Origin of the sequence: Vibrio diabolicus (genome assembly GCF_011801455.1) — a bacterium.
GTDB classification, from domain to species: Bacteria; Pseudomonadota; Gammaproteobacteria; order Enterobacterales; family Vibrionaceae; genus Vibrio; species Vibrio diabolicus.
In genome coordinates this window covers 3,237,595-3,256,558 of sequence record NZ_CP042451.1, presented here as the reverse complement: position 1 = coordinate 3,256,558, position 18,964 = coordinate 3,237,595, and the positions used below count along the sequence as shown (strand labels likewise).

General features: G+C 46.7%; 18 protein-coding genes. 9 read left to right on the top strand and 9 right to left on the bottom strand.

Translation table 11 applies throughout. The features are described from left to right. Positions 1-33 precede the first annotated feature (33 nt). The 3 genes from dnaN to gyrB are packed head-to-tail and all read left to right on the top strand — an operon-like array spanning position 34 to position 4,654. Positions 34-1,134: a DNA polymerase III subunit beta gene (gene dnaN / locus FR741_RS15360; RefSeq protein WP_005394106.1), complete on the top strand. Its 1,101-nt coding sequence runs from the start codon at positions 34-36 to the stop codon at positions 1,132-1,134. 9 nt (positions 1,135-1,143) lie between these two features. Then, on the top strand, positions 1,144-2,223 hold the full coding sequence (gene recF, locus FR741_RS15355) for a DNA replication/repair protein RecF (protein ID WP_005394107.1): 1,080 nt from the start codon (positions 1,144-1,146) through the stop codon (positions 2,221-2,223). Positions 2,224-2,236: 13 nt separating this feature from the next. Next, positions 2,237-4,654 (top strand): DNA topoisomerase (ATP-hydrolyzing) subunit B, encoded by a 2,418-nt coding sequence (gene gyrB / locus FR741_RS15350; protein ID WP_005394109.1) that lies wholly within the window; start codon positions 2,237-2,239, stop codon positions 4,652-4,654. Positions 4,655-4,666: 12 nt separating this feature from the next. Here gyrB and FR741_RS15345 read toward each other — a convergent pair whose 3' ends face one another. Then, entirely contained in the window at positions 4,667-4,942 is a 276-nt protein-coding gene (locus FR741_RS15345) for a hypothetical protein (protein ID WP_167427051.1), read from the bottom strand. 57 nt (positions 4,943-4,999) lie between these two features. Between FR741_RS15345 and FR741_RS15340 the strand changes: the two genes are divergently transcribed. Continuing rightward, positions 5,000-5,416 (top strand): GreA/GreB family elongation factor, encoded by a 417-nt coding sequence (locus tag FR741_RS15340; protein ID WP_025768940.1) that lies wholly within the window; start codon positions 5,000-5,002, stop codon positions 5,414-5,416. A 531-nt stretch (positions 5,417-5,947) separates the two neighbouring features. Continuing rightward, the gene (locus FR741_RS15335; RefSeq protein WP_005458680.1) at positions 5,948-6,385 is read left to right on the top strand and encodes an Hsp20 family protein; all 438 of its coding nucleotides are present in this window, start codon (positions 5,948-5,950) and stop codon (positions 6,383-6,385) included. Positions 6,386-6,470: 85 nt separating this feature from the next. Here FR741_RS15335 and FR741_RS15330 read toward each other — a convergent pair whose 3' ends face one another. The 5 genes from FR741_RS15330 to FR741_RS15310 all read right to left on the bottom strand — a co-directional run bounded on the left by FR741_RS15330 (position 6,471) and on the right by FR741_RS15310 (position 13,567). Then, positions 6,471-7,724, bottom strand: a complete 1,254-nt coding sequence (locus tag FR741_RS15330; RefSeq protein ID WP_005394115.1) for a valine--pyruvate transaminase — start codon at positions 7,722-7,724, stop codon at positions 6,471-6,473. A 221-nt stretch (positions 7,725-7,945) separates the two neighbouring features. Next, positions 7,946-10,030, bottom strand: a complete 2,085-nt coding sequence (locus FR741_RS15325) for an alpha-amylase (RefSeq protein WP_167427050.1) — start codon at positions 10,028-10,030, stop codon at positions 7,946-7,948. Positions 10,031-10,248: 218 nt separating this feature from the next. Beyond that, positions 10,249-12,315, bottom strand: a complete 2,067-nt coding sequence (gene glyS, locus FR741_RS15320; protein WP_167427049.1) for a glycine--tRNA ligase subunit beta — start codon at positions 12,313-12,315, stop codon at positions 10,249-10,251. A gap of 12 nt (positions 12,316-12,327) precedes the next feature. Further along, the gene (glyQ, locus tag FR741_RS15315; RefSeq protein WP_006743179.1) at positions 12,328-13,245 is read right to left on the bottom strand and encodes a glycine--tRNA ligase subunit alpha; all 918 of its coding nucleotides are present in this window, start codon (positions 13,243-13,245) and stop codon (positions 12,328-12,330) included. Positions 13,246-13,423: 178 nt separating this feature from the next. Further along, entirely contained in the window at positions 13,424-13,567 is a 144-nt protein-coding gene (locus FR741_RS15310; RefSeq protein ID WP_012841258.1) for a hypothetical protein, read from the bottom strand. A 162-nt stretch (positions 13,568-13,729) separates the two neighbouring features. Between FR741_RS15310 and FR741_RS15305 the strand changes: the two genes are divergently transcribed. After that, positions 13,730-14,284: a TMEM165/GDT1 family protein gene (locus FR741_RS15305; protein ID WP_012841256.1), complete on the top strand. Its 555-nt coding sequence runs from the start codon at positions 13,730-13,732 to the stop codon at positions 14,282-14,284. 205 nt (positions 14,285-14,489) lie between these two features. Next, on the top strand, positions 14,490-14,750 hold the full coding sequence (locus FR741_RS15300; RefSeq protein ID WP_031780377.1) for a hypothetical protein: 261 nt from the start codon (positions 14,490-14,492) through the stop codon (positions 14,748-14,750). A gap of 42 nt (positions 14,751-14,792) precedes the next feature. Here the strand turns inward: FR741_RS15300 and tusA are convergent, their stop codons facing one another. Then, positions 14,793-15,041: a sulfurtransferase TusA gene (gene tusA, locus FR741_RS15295; RefSeq protein WP_005394130.1), complete on the bottom strand. Its 249-nt coding sequence runs from the start codon at positions 15,039-15,041 to the stop codon at positions 14,793-14,795. Positions 15,042-15,174: 133 nt separating this feature from the next. On the opposite strand from tusA, the gene FR741_RS15290 reads away from it, so the two are divergent. Together FR741_RS15290 and FR741_RS15285 are read left to right on the top strand one after the other, a co-directional pair. Next, the gene (locus tag FR741_RS15290; RefSeq protein ID WP_167427048.1) at positions 15,175-15,357 is read left to right on the top strand and encodes a hypothetical protein; all 183 of its coding nucleotides are present in this window, start codon (positions 15,175-15,177) and stop codon (positions 15,355-15,357) included. Positions 15,358-15,523: 166 nt separating this feature from the next. Then, positions 15,524-16,468: a LysR family transcriptional regulator gene (locus FR741_RS15285; RefSeq protein ID WP_005378881.1), complete on the top strand. Its 945-nt coding sequence runs from the start codon at positions 15,524-15,526 to the stop codon at positions 16,466-16,468. Positions 16,469-16,519: 51 nt separating this feature from the next. On the opposite strand, the gene acuI is transcribed toward FR741_RS15285, so the two are convergent. Further along, the gene (gene acuI, locus FR741_RS15280) at positions 16,520-17,500 is read right to left on the bottom strand and encodes an acrylyl-CoA reductase (NADPH) (protein WP_104969975.1); all 981 of its coding nucleotides are present in this window, start codon (positions 17,498-17,500) and stop codon (positions 16,520-16,522) included. A 281-nt stretch (positions 17,501-17,781) separates the two neighbouring features. Then, positions 17,782-18,957, bottom strand: coding sequence for an acetyl-CoA C-acyltransferase FadA (fadA, locus tag FR741_RS15275; protein WP_006743176.1), 1,176 nt, complete (start codon positions 18,955-18,957; stop codon positions 17,782-17,784). Positions 18,958-18,964 lie beyond the last annotated feature (7 nt).

The window sequence follows — 18,964 nt, the reverse complement described above, 5'->3', positions numbered from 1 at the left end:
CATTTATTGAGCTGACAGCGTAAAGAGCCAAGCATGAAATTTACCATTGAACGTAGTCATTTAATCAAACCGCTACAGCAGGTTTCGGGCGCTTTAGGTGGCCGACCAACTCTGCCAATCCTGGGTAACCTACTTCTTAAAGTAGAAGAGAACGTATTGTCGATGACGGCAACCGATCTTGAAGTAGAGTTAGTAAGCAAAGTGACGCTAGAAGGTGATTTTGAAGCGGGCAGCATTACCGTTCCTTCGCGTAAGTTTCTCGATATCTGCCGTGGTTTACCGGACGATGCGATCATCACATTTGTATTAGAAGGTGATCGCGTACAAGTTCGCTCTGGTCGCAGCCGTTTCTCATTGGCAACGCTTCCTGCGAACGATTTCCCTAATATTGAAGACTGGCAAAGCGAAGTGGAAGTATCACTGAGCCAAGCCGATCTACGTACGCTGATCGACAAAACTCAGTTCTCGATGGCGAATCAAGACGTTCGTTACTACCTCAACGGTATGTTGTTTGAAATTGACGGTACCACGCTACGCAGCGTGGCGACGGACGGCCACCGTATGGCGGTATCGCAAACTCAGCTGGGTGCGGATTTTGCGCAGAAGCAAATCATCGTGCCACGCAAAGGTGTGCAAGAATTAGTGAAGTTGATGGACGCGCCAGAGCAACCTGTAGTACTTCAGATCGGTAGCTCCAATGTTCGTGCTGAGGTGAATAACTTTACTTTTACCTCTAAGTTGGTTGATGGTCGTTTCCCTGACTACCGCCGCGTATTGCCTCAGAGCACCAATAAGACCCTAATAGCAAGTTGTGACGAGTTGCGCCAAGCCTTCTCTCGTGCTGCGATTCTTTCCAACGAAAAATTCCGTGGCGTGCGTGTGAATCTGGCTGATACTGAAATGCGCATAACCGCGAATAACCCAGAACAAGAAGAAGCGGAAGAGATGCTTGATGTTACCTTTGAAGGTGACGCCATCGAAATCGGCTTTAACGTAAGCTATGTGCTTGATGTTCTGAACACGTTGCGTTGTGAAAATGTACGTGTGTCGATGTCGGATGCTAACGCTAGCGCATTGATTGAAAATGCCGACGATGACAGTGCCATGTACGTGGTGATGCCAATTCGTCTATAAGCCAACTGAATGCCTCTTTCTCGTCTCATCATTCAGCAGTTTCGAAACATTAAAGCCTGTGATATTGAGTTATCAGCAGGCTTTAACTTTCTTATCGGGCCGAACGGCAGCGGTAAAACCAGTGTCTTAGAAGCGGTTTACCTGCTCGGGCATGGCCGCTCATTCAAGAGCTCTCTCACCGGACGAGTGATACAAAATGAGTGTGACGAACTGTTTGTTCATGGTCGTTTTTTGAACTCGGATCAATTTGAGCTACCTATCGGCATTAATAAGCAGCGTGATGGCTCAACAGAGGTTAAAATAGGCGGTCAATCTGGACAAAAATTAGCGCAGTTGGCACAAGTTCTGCCTCTGCAGTTGATACACCCAGAAGGGTTTGATTTACTGACAGATGGCCCTAAACATCGTCGTGCGTTTATTGATTGGGGCGTGTTTCATACCGAGCCCGCTTTTTATCAAGCATGGGGAAGGTTCAAGCGCCTTAACAAGCAGCGCAACGCGTTGTTGAAAACCGCCAATAGTTATCGTGAACTCAGTTATTGGGATCAGGAAATGGCAGGGTTGGCTGAAAACATCAGCCAATGGCGAGCAAGTTACATCGAGCAGATGAAAACCGTCGCAGAAACTATCTGTCAGACATTTTTGCCAGAATTTGAGATCCAATTGAAGTATTATCGTGGCTGGGATAAAGACACCCCATACCACGAGATACTAGAAAAGAATTTTGAGCGTGATCAGGCATTGGGATACACCTTTAGTGGCCCAAACAAAGCTGATTTGCGCATTAAAGTGAACGGAACGCCCGTTGAAGATGTTCTGTCACGCGGTCAATTAAAACTCATGGTGTGTGCATTGCGTGTCGCGCAAGGGCAACACCTGACAGAGATGACCGGTAAACAATGCATTTACCTAATTGATGACTTCGCGTCGGAATTAGATAGCCAACGTCGCAAGCGTCTTGCTGACTGCTTAAAAGAGACGGGCGCACAAGTATTTGTAAGCTCTATCACTGAAAGCCAAATCGCCGATATGTTGGACGATAACGGTAAATTGTTTCATGTGGAACATGGCAGGATAGAGTCAAACTAGAAGAGAGAAACTCATGTCTGAAAATTACGATTCATCGAGTATTAAGGTACTGAAGGGTCTGGATGCGGTACGTAAGCGTCCAGGAATGTACATCGGCGATACGGACGACGGCACCGGCCTTCACCACATGGTTTTCGAGGTGGTGGATAACTCAATTGATGAAGCGTTGGCAGGTCACTGTAAAGACATCGTTGTGACAATTCATGAGGATAACTCGGTTTCCGTTAGCGATGATGGTCGTGGCATTCCAACAGAAATCCACTCAGAGGAAAATGTCTCAGCAGCAGAAGTAATCATGACGGTACTTCACGCGGGTGGTAAGTTCGACGATAACTCATACAAAGTATCGGGTGGTCTTCATGGGGTAGGCGTTTCAGTGGTAAACGCGCTATCTGAGAAAGTTGAGCTGACGATTCATCGTGGTGGCCATATCCATACGCAAACCTACCGCCATGGTGAGCCTCAAGCGCCACTAGCTGTTGTGGGTGATACGGATAAAACCGGTACGCAAATTCGTTTCTGGCCAAGTGCCGAGACGTTCTCTAACACTGAGTTCCACTATGACATACTGGCGAAACGCCTGCGTGAACTGTCATTCCTGAACTCTGGTGTATCGATCAAATTGGTTGATGAGCGTGAAGCGGACAAACACGATCACTTCATGTATGAAGGTGGTATTCAAGCGTTCGTTGATCACCTAAATACCAACAAAACGCCAATCATCGAAAAAATCTTCCACTTTAACTCAGAGCGTGAAGATGGCATTTCAGTTGAAGTGGCGATGCAATGGAACGATGGTTTCCAAGAGAATATCTTCTGTTTTACCAACAATATCCCACAGCGTGATGGTGGTACTCACCTTGCTGGTTTCCGTGCTGCGTTAACACGTACATTGAACAGCTTTATGGATAAAGAAGGTTTCTCTAAGAAAGCAAAAACAGCGACTTCAGGCGACGATGCGCGTGAAGGTCTAACTGCGGTTGTTTCGGTGAAAGTGCCTGATCCTAAGTTCTCAAGCCAAACCAAAGACAAACTGGTTTCTTCTGAAGTGAAATCAGCGGTTGAATCAGCAATGGGTGAAAAACTGTCTGAGTTCCTGATTGAGAACCCGACAGAAGCGAAGATGGTTTGTTCGAAAATCATCGATGCAGCACGTGCACGTGAAGCAGCGCGTAAAGCTCGTGAAATGACGCGCCGTAAAGGTGCACTAGACCTAGCTGGCCTTCCAGGTAAACTTGCAGACTGTCAGGAAAAAGATCCGGCACTCTCTGAACTATACATAGTGGAGGGTGATTCGGCAGGCGGCTCCGCAAAACAAGGCCGTAACCGTAAGAATCAGGCCATCCTACCGCTAAAAGGTAAGATTCTTAACGTAGAAAAAGCACGTTTCGACAAGATGCTGTCTTCGCAAGAAGTGGCTACTCTGATCACGGCACTTGGTTGTGGTATCGGTCGTGACGAGTACAACCCGGACAAGCTGCGTTACCACAACATCATCATCATGACCGATGCCGATGTCGATGGTTCGCACATCCGTACGCTACTATTGACCTTCTTCTACCGTCAAATGCCAGAGCTTATCGAGCGTGGTTACGTGTACATCGCTCAGCCACCACTTTACAAAGTGAAAAAAGGCAAACAAGAGCAGTACATCAAAGACGAAGAAGCGATGAACCAATACCAAGTATCATTGGCTCTGGATAATGCATCGCTACACGTAAACGCAGAAGCACCAGCATTGGCAGGTGAAGCATTAGAGAAGCTTGTTCAACAGTACAATGCGGGGATTAAACTGGCGGAACGTATGAGCCGTCGTTACCCAAGTGCTTTGGTAAACGAGTTGATTTACACTCCTCGTCTAACGCCTGAGCAATGCCATGACGCATCAGTTGTTGAAGCGTGGACGAAGCAGCTTATTGAGCAGCTGAATGCGAAAGAAGTGGGCGCGAGCCAATACAGCTACGAAGTTGAGCAGCACGAAGAACTAGGCTTAAACTTGCCTAAGATCGTGGTTCGTACTCACGGTGTGACGCACGAACATGCAATTAGCATCGATTTCCTAAACTCGAAAGAGTACGGCAAATTGGCTGATCTATCAGAAGCACTGGATGGGCTTCTGGAAGAAGGCGCGTACATCAAACGTGGTGAGCGTACGATGCCAGTAGCAAGCTTTGCAGAAGCGCTTGATTGGTTGGTTAAAGAGTCAATGCGTGGTCTGAGTCGTCAGCGTTATAAAGGTCTAGGTGAGATGAACCCAGATCAGCTGTGGGAAACGACTATGGACCCAGAAACGCGTCGCATGATGCAAGTAACGATTGAGGATGCGGTAGGCGCAGACCAATTGTTCACAACACTGATGGGTGACCAAGTAGAACCTCGTCGTAACTTCATCGAAGAGAACGCACTGAAAGTAGCGAACCTAGACGTATAACGACAACTTGTCTTAATAGAAAAAAGCAGCGAGAAATCGCTGCTTTTTTTGTTTTAACCACCAATGAAAATCGCCACTTTCTGCCAAGACTTTGGTTTTTCTGGTGCTAACTGCCAATAACCTGATCAAGCTTGCCATTTTATTTCTGTTTTCTTTTTTTCTCGCCATTTTGTTCGCTTGGGCGCTTTTGCTTTCTTTTTTCTGCTCGCTATAGTGCTGAAGAGCTGATGAATAAGGAGGTTGAGAAAATGGTGATGACTTTCCTGAACTAAGCCGGAGGTGATGCACTTCCGGTTCAATGCACTGAATTTATTTGTAAGACAAGGCATTAAGAAGGAAATAATCATGTTTGAACGCTGGTTCTCGGCGTACTGTTTGGCGCTGCGAACTTGGTGGTTAACCAGTCGCTTTTTAACCTATCAATCACCACTAAGGTTGTTATCGCTATTTGAAACCTGCGAGCAACAGGCCCATTGCCGTAACCGAGCTCGTATTGCGGTTGGGGACACGGTTCGCTTAGTGGATGTTGAACGCGCCTATCAATATCGCATGACGTTAGTCAGCTCGCGCAAGGGGCAACCGATGACAGGTATGCTCGCGGTCGATTCTTATTTGGGGTCTAGATTGTTAGGTCGAGCTAAAAATGATGCGCTCGAAGTGGAAATTTTTAATCAGCGACGCTGCTTTGTGATTACTGAAATTGTTCATCAATCGCAGCCACCAGCTCAGAAAATGCTGTGTGGTTGTCTGTTGTGCCAATAAATAGAGGTGAAGTCATGAGTAAGAAAGACAAGAAACAACCACAGTTGAGTCTGAAAGAAAAGCGTAAGTTAAAACAGGAAAAAGCGGCAGAAAAGAGCGTTGTAAAAGCGCGTAAATCCTCCCGCAAGTAGAGTGCAGATTAAGCCCACCAGAAAGGTGGGCTTTTTAATACCGATCGCAAAGCGAGGGTAAACTGACCTTTCAGGGGAGATAGCGAGCGCACTTAAAATTTTTTATTTTTTCCCTTGAAAGTCATTTTTGACGACCTTATATCTAGTTGTGAAGAGGATGACTGGCTTGCTAGAGACTAGAAGACAGCCCTCTGGAATCGCTAAAACGAGATCGCTCAAAGAGGATATGGCGTTTTAGCACACAACTTAAACCTTTAGATTTCCTATCATGTCTCCGAGCCAAATGATGGCCTGCGGAATGATAAGAATCTCTTAGCTCGGCGTTGGTTTTTGCATAAACACGCCTGTGAGATGAACGTCATCTGAGCTAAGACTATTGCTTAATTAAGAGGATAGATTTATGCGTAACGTAGATTTCTCACCACTATACCGTAATGCAATTGGCTTTGATCGTCTGCTAAACCTGATGGAAGCGAATACAGCGAAAAATACTTCTGGCGGTTACCCTCCGTACAACATTGAGCAAAAAGACGAGCATAACTACCGTATTACTATGGCAGTTGCTGGCTTCTCTGAAGACCAACTCGATCTGACTCAAAACGAAAACATGTTGATTGTGAAGGGCGAACGCAAAGCAGAAGAAGGCAAAAATTACGTGTACCAAGGCATTGCTGAGCGCGACTTTGAACGTAAATTCCAGCTAGCGGATTATGTAAAAGTGACTGGCGCATCAATGGAAAACGGCTTATTACATATTGATTTGGTTCGTGAAATCCCAGAAGCAATGCAACCACGTAAAATTGCTATCGGTGGCAACAACCTGCTAGAAAGCAACTAATCAGCAAGTTATTTGCCTTATAGAGTGAGAAAGAGCGCCAGTTGGCGCTCTTTTTAATTGGAGTAGCCGAAGCGATTGCTTCGTATTACAGACCTTGCTGGTAAGCCTTTTCAACTTCTTCCGCGATAATCGCAATCCCTTTCTGCATCATCTCATCGTCTTGAACGTAGTTCATGCGTAAGCACTGATGAGCATGGTCCCACTCGTCTTTCTGACCAATAAAGAAGTACTCACCCGGAACAATCAATACGCCACGCGCTTTCAAGCGTTGGTACAACTCCATTGTCGTAATTGGCAGCTCATCAAACCATAACCACAAGAAGATCGCCCCTTCAGGTTTGTGAATACGGAAGCGCTCATCGGTAATCGCTTCTTGCAGCAGTTCAACCGCACGTTGCGACTTCTGCTTGTAAAACGGCTTAATCACCTCTGAACTCAGTTTAAGCAGGTCGCCTTTAGCGATGATGTGGTTTGCCAGCGCTGGACCCACACTGCCTGGTGCTAGGCTGATGATGCCGTTCATATTGGTTAACGCTTGAGTGATTTCTTCACTCGCAATCACAATCCCGCAACGCACGCCAGGCAAGCCAAGTTTGGATAGGCTCATGCACAAGATGGTGTTTTCATTCCAGAACGGTTCGACATCTTCAAAGATGATGTTCGGGAACGGCAAGCCGTAGGCGTTATCGATGATCAGTGGGATGTTGTTTTCACGTGCGAGTTTGTCCAGTTTACGCACTTCTTCGTCTGTCAGTACGTTACCCGTTGGGTTAGTTGGGCGAGACGCGCAGATTGCCGCAACAGAATCGTCGACGGTTAGCTGCTCAAAATCGACGTGGTATTTAAACAATCCGTTATCTAACAGCTCGATTTCTGGGTGATAAGAGACAAATATATCTTCATCAATGCCAGCATCACCATAGCCGATGTACTCAGGCGCGATAGGCAGTAGCACCTTCTTATGCGAACCGTCTGGCTGTTTACCTGCGAGTAAGTTGAACAAGTAGAAGAAGCCACTTTGGCTGCCGTTAGTTAGGCTGATGTTCTTCTCTGAAATGTCCCAACCGTAAGTTTCACGGAATAACTGAGCCAGCGCTTTCACGAACGCATCTTTACCCTGTGGCCCATCGTAGTTGGCTAGGGCGGCGACGAGCTCTCCACTGGCGAGCATTTCCTCACTGGCTTGGTGAAAGTAATCGAGCATGGCAGGAATGGCGGCTGGGTTACCTCCACCGAGCATGATGGCACCTGGTGTGCGTAGACCATCATTCAAATCGTCCATTAACTGCGTGATACCTGAATACTGATTAAATTTTTCACCAAACTTTGAGAACTGCATGCTGACTGATACCTAATTCATTGTGATTGCTTATGTGTATTGAATGCTGATGAAACATCAGCTTATAGAGTAATACTTGACCTTACCCTAATGTTATTACGACGCAAAGTGTGAATTTACTCGAAGAAGAAAAAAGTTTGTCATCAGACCAGATGATGGGGATATGAGCAGTGAACAGAAAAGGGAAGCGAAATGCTTCCCTTGCTGGTGGAGTGAATCGGCTATTCGCCAGTGTAGACGATCAGCACTTTGTCGTCGTGGTATTGGCGTTCGAATGCGTAATACCCTTCTTGATTGCGAGTGATGTGTTTGCCTTGCGCAACCGCTGGGTGGCGTTGACGGAACTCGCCGAGTTTTTGCCAATGTTGCAGCAAGTCTTCACGTTCGCCATGAATCTTATCCCATGGCATATCAGAGCGAGTACCTTGAGTAGGATCGGAGCCAGTCACGCCAAAGTCACGAGCAATCTCATCGCCGTAGTAGATTTGCACTGCACCCGGAGCCAGCATCAGTGCATTTGCGGCACGTGCTTGGTCATCGAAGCTGCGGCTGCGCGCTGACCAAAACAGTTGAGTATCGTGCGAAGACAGGTAACTCAACACGTTGAACTCAGGATCGGAGTTAATACGTTCCGCGTAGCGGCGATAATCGCTATCGAGTTGAGCGAAGCATTTCAGCGCTTTTGGTGCTACGTCAGATTGGAACTCGAAGTTGATGATGGAATCGAAGCCGTTATCGAAATACGGGCTCTTCACCACGCTGTGTGCCCACACTTCACCTGTCATCCAGAAAGGTAAATCATCCAAGGCTTTGTCTGGGTTGTTTTGCTTCCACTGGGCAAGCGCTTGGGTGGTGCTGGCTTTCAACTCTGCCCACGCTTCCATTTCAACGTGTTTGGCCGTGTCGACGCGGAAGCCATCAATGCCGTAGTCGCGCACCCAATCGGATAACCAGGTAATCAGGTGTTCACGTGGGGTTTGCAGCTCATCTTGCGCATTGGTGTCTTTATTGCGGAAGAAGTTTGGTAATCCGGTTTTCTGAGTCGATTCGGTTTTGAGATCCGGTAGGTAGTTCAAAGACATGGTGATGTCGTTATAGCCTGGTGCATCATAGTCACCAATGTCGGTGCGGATCCAACCTTTGCCCCACCATTTATCCCACGCTTCGCTATCACTGTATTTGATGTAGTCGTTGAAGCTGTGCCAGCTTTGTCCTGATTTTGGCTGCCAGTCGGTCCATTTTTCACCAAGGACTTCTTTGGCTTCTTGGTCATCAAGGTAAAGCTGACCAAATCCGAATTCCTGCATGTCTGCTAATGTTGCGTAGCCAGTGTGGTTCATGACCACATCCCAAATCACGCGGATGCCTTTCTTGTGGGCAGTATCGACGAAGGTTCTGAGTTCATCTTCGGAACCCATGTTGGCATCAAGCTTGGTCCAATCTTGATGGTAGTAGCCGTGGTAGCCGTAGTGTTTAAAGTCACCTTTGTCACCGCCGCCAACCCAGCCATGGATTTGTTCCAGTGGTGAGGTTATCCAGATAGCATTCACACCAAGCGATTCGATGTAATCGAGTTTTTTCGTCAGACCCGCTAAGTCACCACCATGGAAGGTACCAATCTCGTATTTCCCGTCTTTGCTGCGACCGTAGCTGTTGTCGTTGTCTGGGTTGCCGTTATAGAAGCGGTCAGTCATGACGAAGTACACCGTCGCGTTGTCCCAACTGAAAGGTTTTTCTGCTTGTTGCTCAACCTCTTCTAGTAACAACAGACCTTGGCTCATAGTACCCGGCTGCATGGTTACGCTGCCATCTGTAACTATAGTTTCTTGTCCGGTTAAGGCATCGCGAACGACAGTGCCATCATTAAAGGTTTGCTCAACGTTGATGGTTTTTGGCGTATTGGTTGCGACAGGGCAAGAGTAGGTGATGTCTTGATTCTTTTTGGGTTTGAGCCTAACAGTTAGCTCGTTAGTGGTTGGGTTGAACGTAAATTGATAGGTGTTGGCTTTGAAGATGCGCAGCGGCATTTGGGCATCTGTGGCGCAATTATCCATTTTTAATGGACGATTGAATTTGATGCGGCTTTCTTCTGCCAAAGCAAAACTACTTCCACAGCTTTGATTACTATCGGCAATGGTAAAGGTGTAGCTGCCTTTTTCGAGTTTTTGCTCGGCGACAAGTAAGCCTTGTGAGTTTTCCTCAAAAACAGCGGTGTCATCACCAACGCTTAATACGATGGCGTTTTCTGGAATCTGGCTGCAGGCGCTCAGTAGACCGATAGAGAGTGCGAGAATTGTTTTTTTCATTGTGTCCTTCCCCCGAATAAACAGTCCAGTTATAGCAAAACTGAGCCTCTACAATCCGAGCTCTGCACCAACAAGTTAAACGTGTCTCACCCTACAAATTTTTGCCTTGTTCACAAAATGAATAATAAGAACCGACGATCTCCGTTTAAAGACAACAAAAAAGGGAAGCCGACGCTTCCCTTTACTTATATCTTAATCACTTCTGAATCAGTAATGAATTACTTTTGAAGGACAGAGATATCTGCGACCTGTAAGAACAGGTTACGCAGGTTGTTCAGCAATGTCAGACGGTTCTTCTTAAGTGCTTCGTCGTCTGCCATTACCATTACGTTATCAAAGAACGCATCAACTGGTTCACGTAGGTCAGCTAGCTTGCTTAGGGCTTCTTGGTAGCTACCTGTAGCAAATGCTGGCTCTAGCGCTTCTGTCATTATTTCAACGCTTTCTGCTAGTGCTTTTTCTGCGTCTTCTTGTAGCAATGCTAGGTCAATTTCTTCTGCAAGTTCGCCGTCGAATTTCGCTAGGATGTTACCAACACGTTTGTTCGCTGCTGCTAGAGACTCTGCCGCTTCCAGTTCACGGAAGTGAGAAACCGCTTTAACACGTTGGTCAAAGTCTGCTGGTTTCGTCGGGCGACGAGCCAGTACCGCTTGAATGATGTCTACGCTGAAGCCTTCGTCTTGGTACCAAGCACGGAAACGACCAAGCATGAACTCGATAACGTCTTGTTCAACGTTGTCGTTGGTTAGGCGGTCGCCAAACAGTGACTTCGCTTTCGCTACTAGGTCAACAAGATCTAGGTTGTAGCCATATTCAACGATGATACGTAGTACACCCAGAGATGCGCGGCGTAATGCGAACGGATCGCTGCCTTTAGGTGCTTGACCAATACCGAAGATACCTACGATAGTGTCTAGCTTGTCTGCCATTGCAACTGCTGTTGAAACGCCGTTTGATGGCAGTTCATCACCTGCGAAACGAGGCATGTATTGCTCGTTCAGTGCGACTGCAACTTCTTCTGCTTCACCGTCGTGGCGCGCGTAGTGCATACCCATCACACCTTGAGTATCCGTAAATTCGAATACCATTGAGGTCATTAGGTCACATTTTGCTAGTAGACCAGCACGCTTTGATTTCTCAACGTCAGCACCGATTTGCTCTGCAATGTAGCCAGCAAGTTCTGTGATGCGGTCTGTTTTGTCTTTGATCGTACCCAGTTGCTTTTGGAAGATCGCTTGCTCTAGTTCAGGCAGACGGTCGATAAGCGGACGCTTACGGTCTGTGTTGAAGAAGAACTCTGCGTCAGCAAGACGAGGACGAACCACTTTCTCGTTACCTTCGATTACGTATCGAGGCTCTTTTGATTCGATGTTCGATACGAAGATGAAGTTAGGTAGTAGCTTCTTGTTTTCGTCGTAAACAGGGAAGTATTTTTGGTCACCTTTCATGGTGTAAACCAACGCTTCAGAAGGCACTTTTAGGAACTCTTCTTCGAACTTCGCTGTAAGTACTACGGGCCATTCAACCAGAGACGTAACTTCTTCTACTAGGTCATCTTCTAGATCAGCGATACCGCCAACTTCTGCTGCCGCTTTTTGTGCGTCAGCTAGGATGATGGCTTTACGTGCTTCGTAATCTGCCATAACTTTACCGCGCTCTTCTAGGATTGCAGGGTATTGCTCAGCAGAATCGATAGTGAACTCTTGTTCACCCATGAAGCGGTGACCACGGATAGTGCGGTCAGAAGCGACACCAAGGATCTCGCCTTCGATTAGGTCGCTGCCCATCAGCATGGTTAGCGTTTTCACTGGGCGGATAAATTGAGTCGTTTTGTTACCCCAGCGCATTGGTTTTGCGATAGGTAGGTTTGCTAGTGCTTTCGCTGCAAGTTCAACGACGATCTCAGACGTTGGCTTACCTTTCACTTCTTGTTTGAACAGTAGCCATTCGCCTTTATTTGTAACCATGCGCTCTGCTTGGTCAACAGAAATACCACAACCGCGTGCCCAGCCTTGAGCCGCTTTGGTTGGGTTGCCTTCCGCGTCAAATGCTGCAGAAACCGCAGGGCCACGTTTTTCAACGATTTTGTCTGATTGGCTTTCTGCTAGTGCCGCGACTTTAAGTGCAAGACGACGAGGAGCCGCAAACCATTTCACGCCTTCGTGAGCAAGCTCAGCGCTTTTTAGTTCTGCTTCGAAGTTTGCTGCGAATGCTTCAGCTAGCGTACGAAGTTGCGTTGGTGGTAGCTCTTCTGTACCTAGCTCGATTAGAAATTCTTTTGCCATGTTCTCTACCCCTTACGCTTGTTCTTTCTTACACATTGGGAAGCCAAGAGCTTCACGCGATGCGTAGTATGCTTCTGCTACTGACTTAGTCAGATCGCGAATGCGCAGGATGTAACGCTGACGCTCAGTTACTGAGATCGCTTTACGCGCGTCTAGTAGGTTGAATGCGTGACCTGCTTTTAGGATGCGCTCGTAAGCAGGTAATGGCAGTGGCTTTTCAAGCTCAAGCAACTCTTTACACTCTTTCTCACACTGCTCGAAGAAACCAAATAGGAATTCAACGTCTGCGTGCTCGAAGTTGTAAGTCGATTGCTCTACTTCGTTTTGGTGGAAGATATCACCGTAAGTCACTTTGCTGCCGTCTGGCGCGATGTTCCAAGTTAGGTCGTAAACCGAGTCTACTTCTTGGATGTACATTGCTAGACGCTCGATACCGTAAGTGATTTCGCCAGTGACTGGTTTACACTCAAGGCCGCCAACTTGTTGGAAGTAAGTAAACTGAGTCACTTCCATACCGTTTAGCCAAACTTCCCAGCCTAGACCCCATGCGCCTAGTGTTGGGTTTTCCCAGTTGTCTTCTACGAAACGGATGTCGTGTACAAGAGGGTCAATACCAAGAACTTCAAGGGAGCCAAGGTACAACTCTTGAATATTGTCAGGCGATGGTTTTAGCGCTACTTGGAATTGGTAGTAGTGCTGAAGACGGTTAGGGTTTTCACCGTAACGGCCATCAGTAGGACGACGTGAAGGTTGTACGTAAGCTGTCGACATTGGCTCTGGGCCAAGCGCTCGTAGACAGGTCATTGGGTGAGAGGTACCCGCACCCACTTCCATATCTAGCGGTTGAACAATGGTACAACCATTTTGAGCCCAATAATCCTGCAGCGCGAGGATCATTCCCTGGAAGGTTTTGATATCGTATTTTTGCATAAGTCAGGTTCGCGCGATTCTCTTGTTACTCGTTAATTCGTCATCTATGCCGAGTTTTTCAACTCTAACAACGGCGATAAAGAGTAATTACGGTTGAATAAATTAACAATCTAGTATAACCAGATATTGAGCATGGGAGTAGAGCTAATCTTGATTAATTCGTGGGCGATTTTCTCCTTTAATGAATTTTTACCGCGTTATCTGCTGTATTTTTCTTAAAAGGGAGTTTTTGCCTGCTTTGGCTCTTGAGAAGCGCAACAAAGGTGGCTAGAATTGCGCCTGTCTTTGGGGAGTAGCTTACCTGATGAAGTTTCTGTTTCATCTGGTTCGTCCGTCAACATAATTGGTGCAAAATCACCATGGCGTTCGAGACTTGAAGCCTTTCAAGTTTAGCAAGACCTTAGACAAATCATCACGAACCGGGGTAGGGGCGTGAGGTTTGTCTTCGGTTAAAAATAATAATCCCTGCCCCAATGAGCATGTCGTGAGCGTTTTAGCTATTTCAATTACTACTGTAGCGTTAGCAGAAATTGGCGATAAGACCCAATTGCTATCTCTATTACTCGCAAGTCGTTACCGCAAACCAATACCAATTATTGCAGCAATCTTTTTGGCAACCATTGCCAACCACGCTTTAGCTGCATGGTTAGGTGTGGTTGTCGCTGACTATTTATCACCTGATATTTTAAAGTGGGTGCTGGTGGTCAGTTTTGTCGCGATGGCGGCTTGGGTGTTGATTCCTGATAAGTTGGATGATGACGAACAGATTTCAAACCGAGGTCCTTTCATTGCCAGCTTTATTGCTTTCTTTGTGGCTGAGATTGGTGATAAAACTCAGATCGCCACTTCTATCCTAGGCGCGCAATACGCGGATGCGCTGAGTTGGGTCATACTTGGCACGACCATTGGTATGTTGTTGGCTAATGTGCCTGTGGTGTTAATTGGTAAGCTTTCAGCAGACAAGATGCCCCTGGGGTTGATTCGTAAAGTCACCGCTATTTTGTTCGTGTTGTTGGCGATTGGTGCGGCCTTCTTTTAATGTTTTTAGGCGGATAACGCAGCCTGAAAATGGAAAATGTTATCCGCGAACAATCGTTAAATGATGCAAATAATCAATAACTAGCGAATTAGTGGCGTAGCTCAAACTCTGACTTAAAATCGCTCCGTAGCGTGACGGATGACATATTAGTGTCATACTTGTCATGGTAGTTTAATGGTGTGAATGATAGCGAGAGGGCAAGTTTATGCTTACACGTTACATGGGGATGACCCCAAAGAGTCAGAGTTATTTATTCACCTTTGGTTTGGCGCTGTGCTTGTTAGCGATGGTACTGACTGATATGTGGTTGCCGATTGTGGCAGGATCGTTCGTTCTTACTGGATTAACAGTAGAGGCGTGGATTCGCGTAGCCCACATCATTCCTATGCATGAAGAGATGCGGGCAATGAAAAAACAACTCAACAAGCTCCAATCAGAAGTTCGCACACTCGAATACGATGAATAAACAAACGGCAGCCAATCGGCTGCCGTTTTTAATTCGACCAGATTACTCCAATCCTTTCTTGATCAGGTACTGATACGGAACTTGCTCCGTTTGTGCTGCAATTAATTGGTGATCCATAAAACGGCAGAAACTCGGAATGTCTCGAGTCGTGGATGGGTCATCTGCTTTGACCAGCAAAATCTCACCATCTTGCATGTTGCGAATTGTCTTCCTGACCATCATCACTGGCTCTGGGCAGCGCAGTCCTTCCGCCTCTAATGTCTTTGTTGCCAGTTCAGGATTAAAGCTCATAGTGTGATTCTCGTAACTAACTTAGCGGTGAATTCTACGTTCGTTGAAAAAATATTCAATAACCACTTGGCAAACGGAATTTTTTGTTTTACCTTAAATTAACAATTTGGTAACAACTAGCAAGGGAGAGGCAATGTTAACAGCGTTAGACAGACTTACGATTTACTCCGTACTTTGTTTTATCTCGTTTTGTGCTTTGGTACTCAGAACGCCAGCTGACACCTCTTTGATGCCTCTTATAGGCATAGTTGCCACTATTATTGGGATTTGGATCGAGATGCGCAAATGGTCAGGTGCATCTGAGCAAGAAAATTAGCGCTTTTTGCTTTGATCAGAATACTTTAATAACGCTCACCTATTTTTACCGACACTTCATTCCGACACTATCCCCATTTTTCTTGGGCTTCCCCGCTGAAAGGCGGGATTTTTTTTGCCTGAAGAGTACAATTTACCCAAACACATACAAAATAAGTGGCTAATTCGTGGAACTGGAAGACATCTATCGCCGAGATTTAAATTTACTGGTTGCGTTGCGAGTACTGATAGAAGAAAACAGTGTCAGTAAGGCGGCAACACGTCTAAATTTGAGTCAATCGGCAATGAGTCGTGTGCTTGGTCGTCTGCGCGACTTATTGGGAGACCCGCTGTTTACTCGTCAGGGGCAGCATTTGATCCCAACTCAGAAAGCGTTAGAGATCGATCGCTCATTAGGCGAGCCCTTAGAGTCTTTACGTCAGTTGTTATCTCCGGTTGAGTTTGACCCATTGCAATGCGTACAGACTTTCAACATCGTGACCACCGACTATGCCATGCAAACGATCTTACCGTTCGCTTTGCCGAGAATTTACCAAGAAGCGCCAAACGTGTCTTTTAACTTCTTACCACTGCAACACGACCGTTTATCAGATCAGCTCACTTATGAAGGTGCAGACTTAGCGATTTGTCGCCCGACAGGTCCGGTGGAGCCGCTACGCAGTGAAGTGTTGGGGCGAGTGGGGGTGCTGTGTATGCTTTCAAAACAGCATCCATTAGCGGATAAAGAAATGAGCTTGGATGATTATCTGAGTCATCCACATGCCATGATCGCCATCAGTGATGGTGTTAAGGCACTGATCGAACAAGCTTTGATGGAGAAACCTAAGCGTAAAATGGTTCTGCGGGCTTATCATTTAGAAGCCGCATTGGCGATCATGGATACCTTGCCAATTATCATCACAGTGCCAGCGGACTTGGCGTATCTGGTTGCCGAGCGTTATGACTTGGTGGTGAAACCATTACCATTCCAATTTACTCCATTTGAATACTCGATGATTTGGCATGCGCGTTGCGAGCATTCCCCTGCTCAAGAATGGTTAAGAACGATTGTGCGTGAAGAATGTAGCCGTCTAATAGCTAAGCGTATCGAAGATATGGGACTAAACTGCTAACAAAAAGAGCCAGCAATGCCGGCTCTTCGTCTGTTTACGCTGAGTCAGTGTTTATAGCTTGATAACCACACGACCTGTTACTTGACCGTTGGTGATGTCTTCTGCGTATTTTGGTGCTTCTGCTAGTTCTACTTCAGTACATGCTTGCTCGAAATAGCTGTCTGGTAGTAGTTCAACCAGTTTTTCCCATGCTGCGATGCGTTTCTCTGTTGGACACATTACTGAGTCCACACCTTGTAGACGAACGTTACGTAGGATGAACGGCATCACTGTAGTTGGTAGATCAAAACCACCTGCAAGACCACAAGCGGCGACTGCACTGTTGTAATCCATTTGCGCCAGTACTTTTGCTAGTACTTTGCTGCCGACGGTATCTACCGCACCTGCCCATACTTGCTTTTCAAGTGGACGTGCTGGTTCCTCAAATTCAGTACGGTCGATGATGCGGCTAGCACCTAGTTTTTCAAGTAGCGGACCGTTTTTCTCTACACGTCCTGTCACTGCTGCAACTTTGTAGCCAAGCTGTGCTAGGAGCGTTACTGCTACCGAGCCTACACCGCCACTTGCGCCCGTTACTAGGATTTCGCCATCTTCAGGTTTGATGCCTGCGTCAAGCAGTGCTTGAACACACAGCATACCAGTGAAGCCAGCAGTACCAACCATCATTGCTTTCTTGCTGTCTAGACCTTTTGGTAGTGGCACGAGCCAATCCGCTTTTAGACGAGCACGTTGAGCCATGCCACCCCAATGGTTTTCACCCACGCCCCAGCCAGTTAAGACCACTTTGTCACCAGCTTGGTAACGCGAATCTTCAGAACTTACAACCGTACCCGCTAGATCAATGCCAGGTACCATCGGGAAGTTACGGATGATTTTACCTTTACCTGTGATCGCCAAACCATCTTTGTAATTCAACGATGAGTAATCGACTTCAACCAGAACGTCACCTTCCGGCAGTTGTGTTTCATCGATTTGCTCGATACTAGCGATAGTGCGTTTGTCTTCTTGGTTTAGAACTAGAGCATTAAACATAAGGTTCTCCGAAATTGCGTTAGCGTGACTCAGTTGCCACATACAGCAAGATATTAACTGTCTATAAGTCTATGTCTTCTCTATCTATGAATAAAATGAAAGTTACTCATTTTATGTATGCTTTGTATGCATATTTACTGTGTTTGGCGTAAAACAAAGGGCGACATCTGATGTCGCCCTTAAGTGTAATACTAAATTATTTTAGTATTTATTCATTTCATGCTGGTTGTTGAGTAGATCACTACGACCATCGTCGTTTTGAGCCTACTTCACTCAAAGCGTTAAGGCCTCTCAAATACGGTCGCTATACCCTGACCCAAACCGATACACATGGTGGCTAGACCGTATTTCGCGTCTTTCGCTTCCATTAGGTTGATCAACGTTGTTGAGATGCGTGAACCAGAACAGCCTAATGGATGACCCAATGCAATCGCACCGCCGTTAAGGTTGACCTTCTCATCCATCACATCAAGCAGACCTAAGTCTTTAGCACACGGCAGAGACTGCGCTGCAAATGCTTCGTTTAGCTCAACCACATCCATGTCTTCAATTGAAAGACCAGCACGCTTGAGCGCTTTCTTTGTTGCAGGTACAGGGCCGTAACCCATGATGGATGGATCGCAACCTGCGATCGCCATGCCCTTAATACGTGCGCGAATTTTCAAGCCAAGCTCATTGGCTTTCTCTTCGCTCATGATCAGCATCGCTGATGCGCCATCAGACAGCGCTGATGATGTACCGGCTGTTACTGTGCCGTTTGCAGGGTCGAACACAGGACGAAGCTGAGACAGACCTTCAACGGATGTTTCAGGGCGAATCACTTCATCATAGTCGAGAGTAAACAGTGTACCGTCAGCCGCATGGCCTTCAATTGGTAGAATTTCGTTTTTAAAACGACCCTCTACGGTTGCTGCGTGCGCACGAGCGTGAGAGCGCGCGGCAAACTCGTCTTGTTGCTCACGGCTAATGCCATGTAATTTACCAAGCATTTCAGCCGTTAAGCCCATCATGCCCGCAGCTTTTGCTACGTTCTTTGACATACCAGGGTGAAAGTCTACCCCGTGGTTCATCGGCACATGCCCCATGTGCTCAACGCCACCAATTAGGCAGATTTCAGCATCGCCAGTCATGATCGCACGTGTACCGTCATGCAGCGCTTGCATGGATGAGCCACACAAACGGTTAACCGTCACAGCGCCAATTTCAATCGGCAGGCCCGCGAGTAGCGCGGCATTACGTGCAACGTTAAAGCCTTGCTCTAGTGTTTGCTGTACACAACCCCAGTAGATGTCTTCAATCTCGCTTGGGTTCACTTGTGGGTTACGTGCAAGAATGCCTTTCATTAGACGCGCAGATAGATCTTCTGCTCGTGTATGACGGAAAGCACCACCTTTAGAGCGACCCATTGGAGTACGTAGACAATCGACTACGACAACATTTCTTGTTTGATTAGTCATTTTAGAA

Excerpts from the sequence above, each read along its gene's own strand:
- acuI (WP_104969975.1), bottom strand. The coding sequence starts at position 17,500 with ATGTTTAATGCTCTAGTTCTAAACCAAGAAGACAAACGCACTATCGCT.
- FR741_RS15290 (WP_167427048.1), top strand. The coding sequence starts at position 15,175 with ATGTTAACAGCGTTAGACAGACTTACGATTTACTCCGTACTTTGTTTT.
- dnaN (WP_005394106.1), top strand. The coding sequence starts at position 34 with ATGAAATTTACCATTGAACGTAGTCATTTAATCAAACCGCTACAGCAG.
- FR741_RS15325 (WP_167427050.1), bottom strand. The coding sequence starts at position 10,030 with ATGAAAAAAACAATTCTCGCACTCTCTATCGGTCTACTGAGCGCCTGC.
- FR741_RS15300 (WP_031780377.1), top strand. The coding sequence starts at position 14,490 with ATGCTTACACGTTACATGGGGATGACCCCAAAGAGTCAGAGTTATTTA.
- FR741_RS15340 (WP_025768940.1), top strand. The coding sequence starts at position 5,000 with ATGTTTGAACGCTGGTTCTCGGCGTACTGTTTGGCGCTGCGAACTTGG.
- recF (WP_005394107.1), top strand. The coding sequence starts at position 1,144 with ATGCCTCTTTCTCGTCTCATCATTCAGCAGTTTCGAAACATTAAAGCC.
- fadA (WP_006743176.1), bottom strand. The coding sequence starts at position 18,957 with ATGACTAATCAAACAAGAAATGTTGTCGTAGTCGATTGTCTACGTACT.
- glyQ (WP_006743179.1), bottom strand. The coding sequence starts at position 13,245 with ATGCAAAAATACGATATCAAAACCTTCCAGGGAATGATCCTCGCGCTG.
- FR741_RS15335 (WP_005458680.1), top strand. The coding sequence starts at position 5,948 with ATGCGTAACGTAGATTTCTCACCACTATACCGTAATGCAATTGGCTTT.
- tusA (WP_005394130.1), bottom strand. The coding sequence starts at position 15,041 with ATGAGCTTTAATCCTGAACTGGCAACAAAGACATTAGAGGCGGAAGGA.
- FR741_RS15310 (WP_012841258.1), bottom strand. The coding sequence starts at position 13,567 with ATGAAACAGAAACTTCATCAGGTAAGCTACTCCCCAAAGACAGGCGCA.
- glyS (WP_167427049.1), bottom strand. The coding sequence starts at position 12,315 with ATGGCAAAAGAATTTCTAATCGAGCTAGGTACAGAAGAGCTACCACCA.
- FR741_RS15330 (WP_005394115.1), bottom strand. The coding sequence starts at position 7,724 with ATGCAGTTCTCAAAGTTTGGTGAAAAATTTAATCAGTATTCAGGTATC.
- gyrB (WP_005394109.1), top strand. The coding sequence starts at position 2,237 with ATGTCTGAAAATTACGATTCATCGAGTATTAAGGTACTGAAGGGTCTG.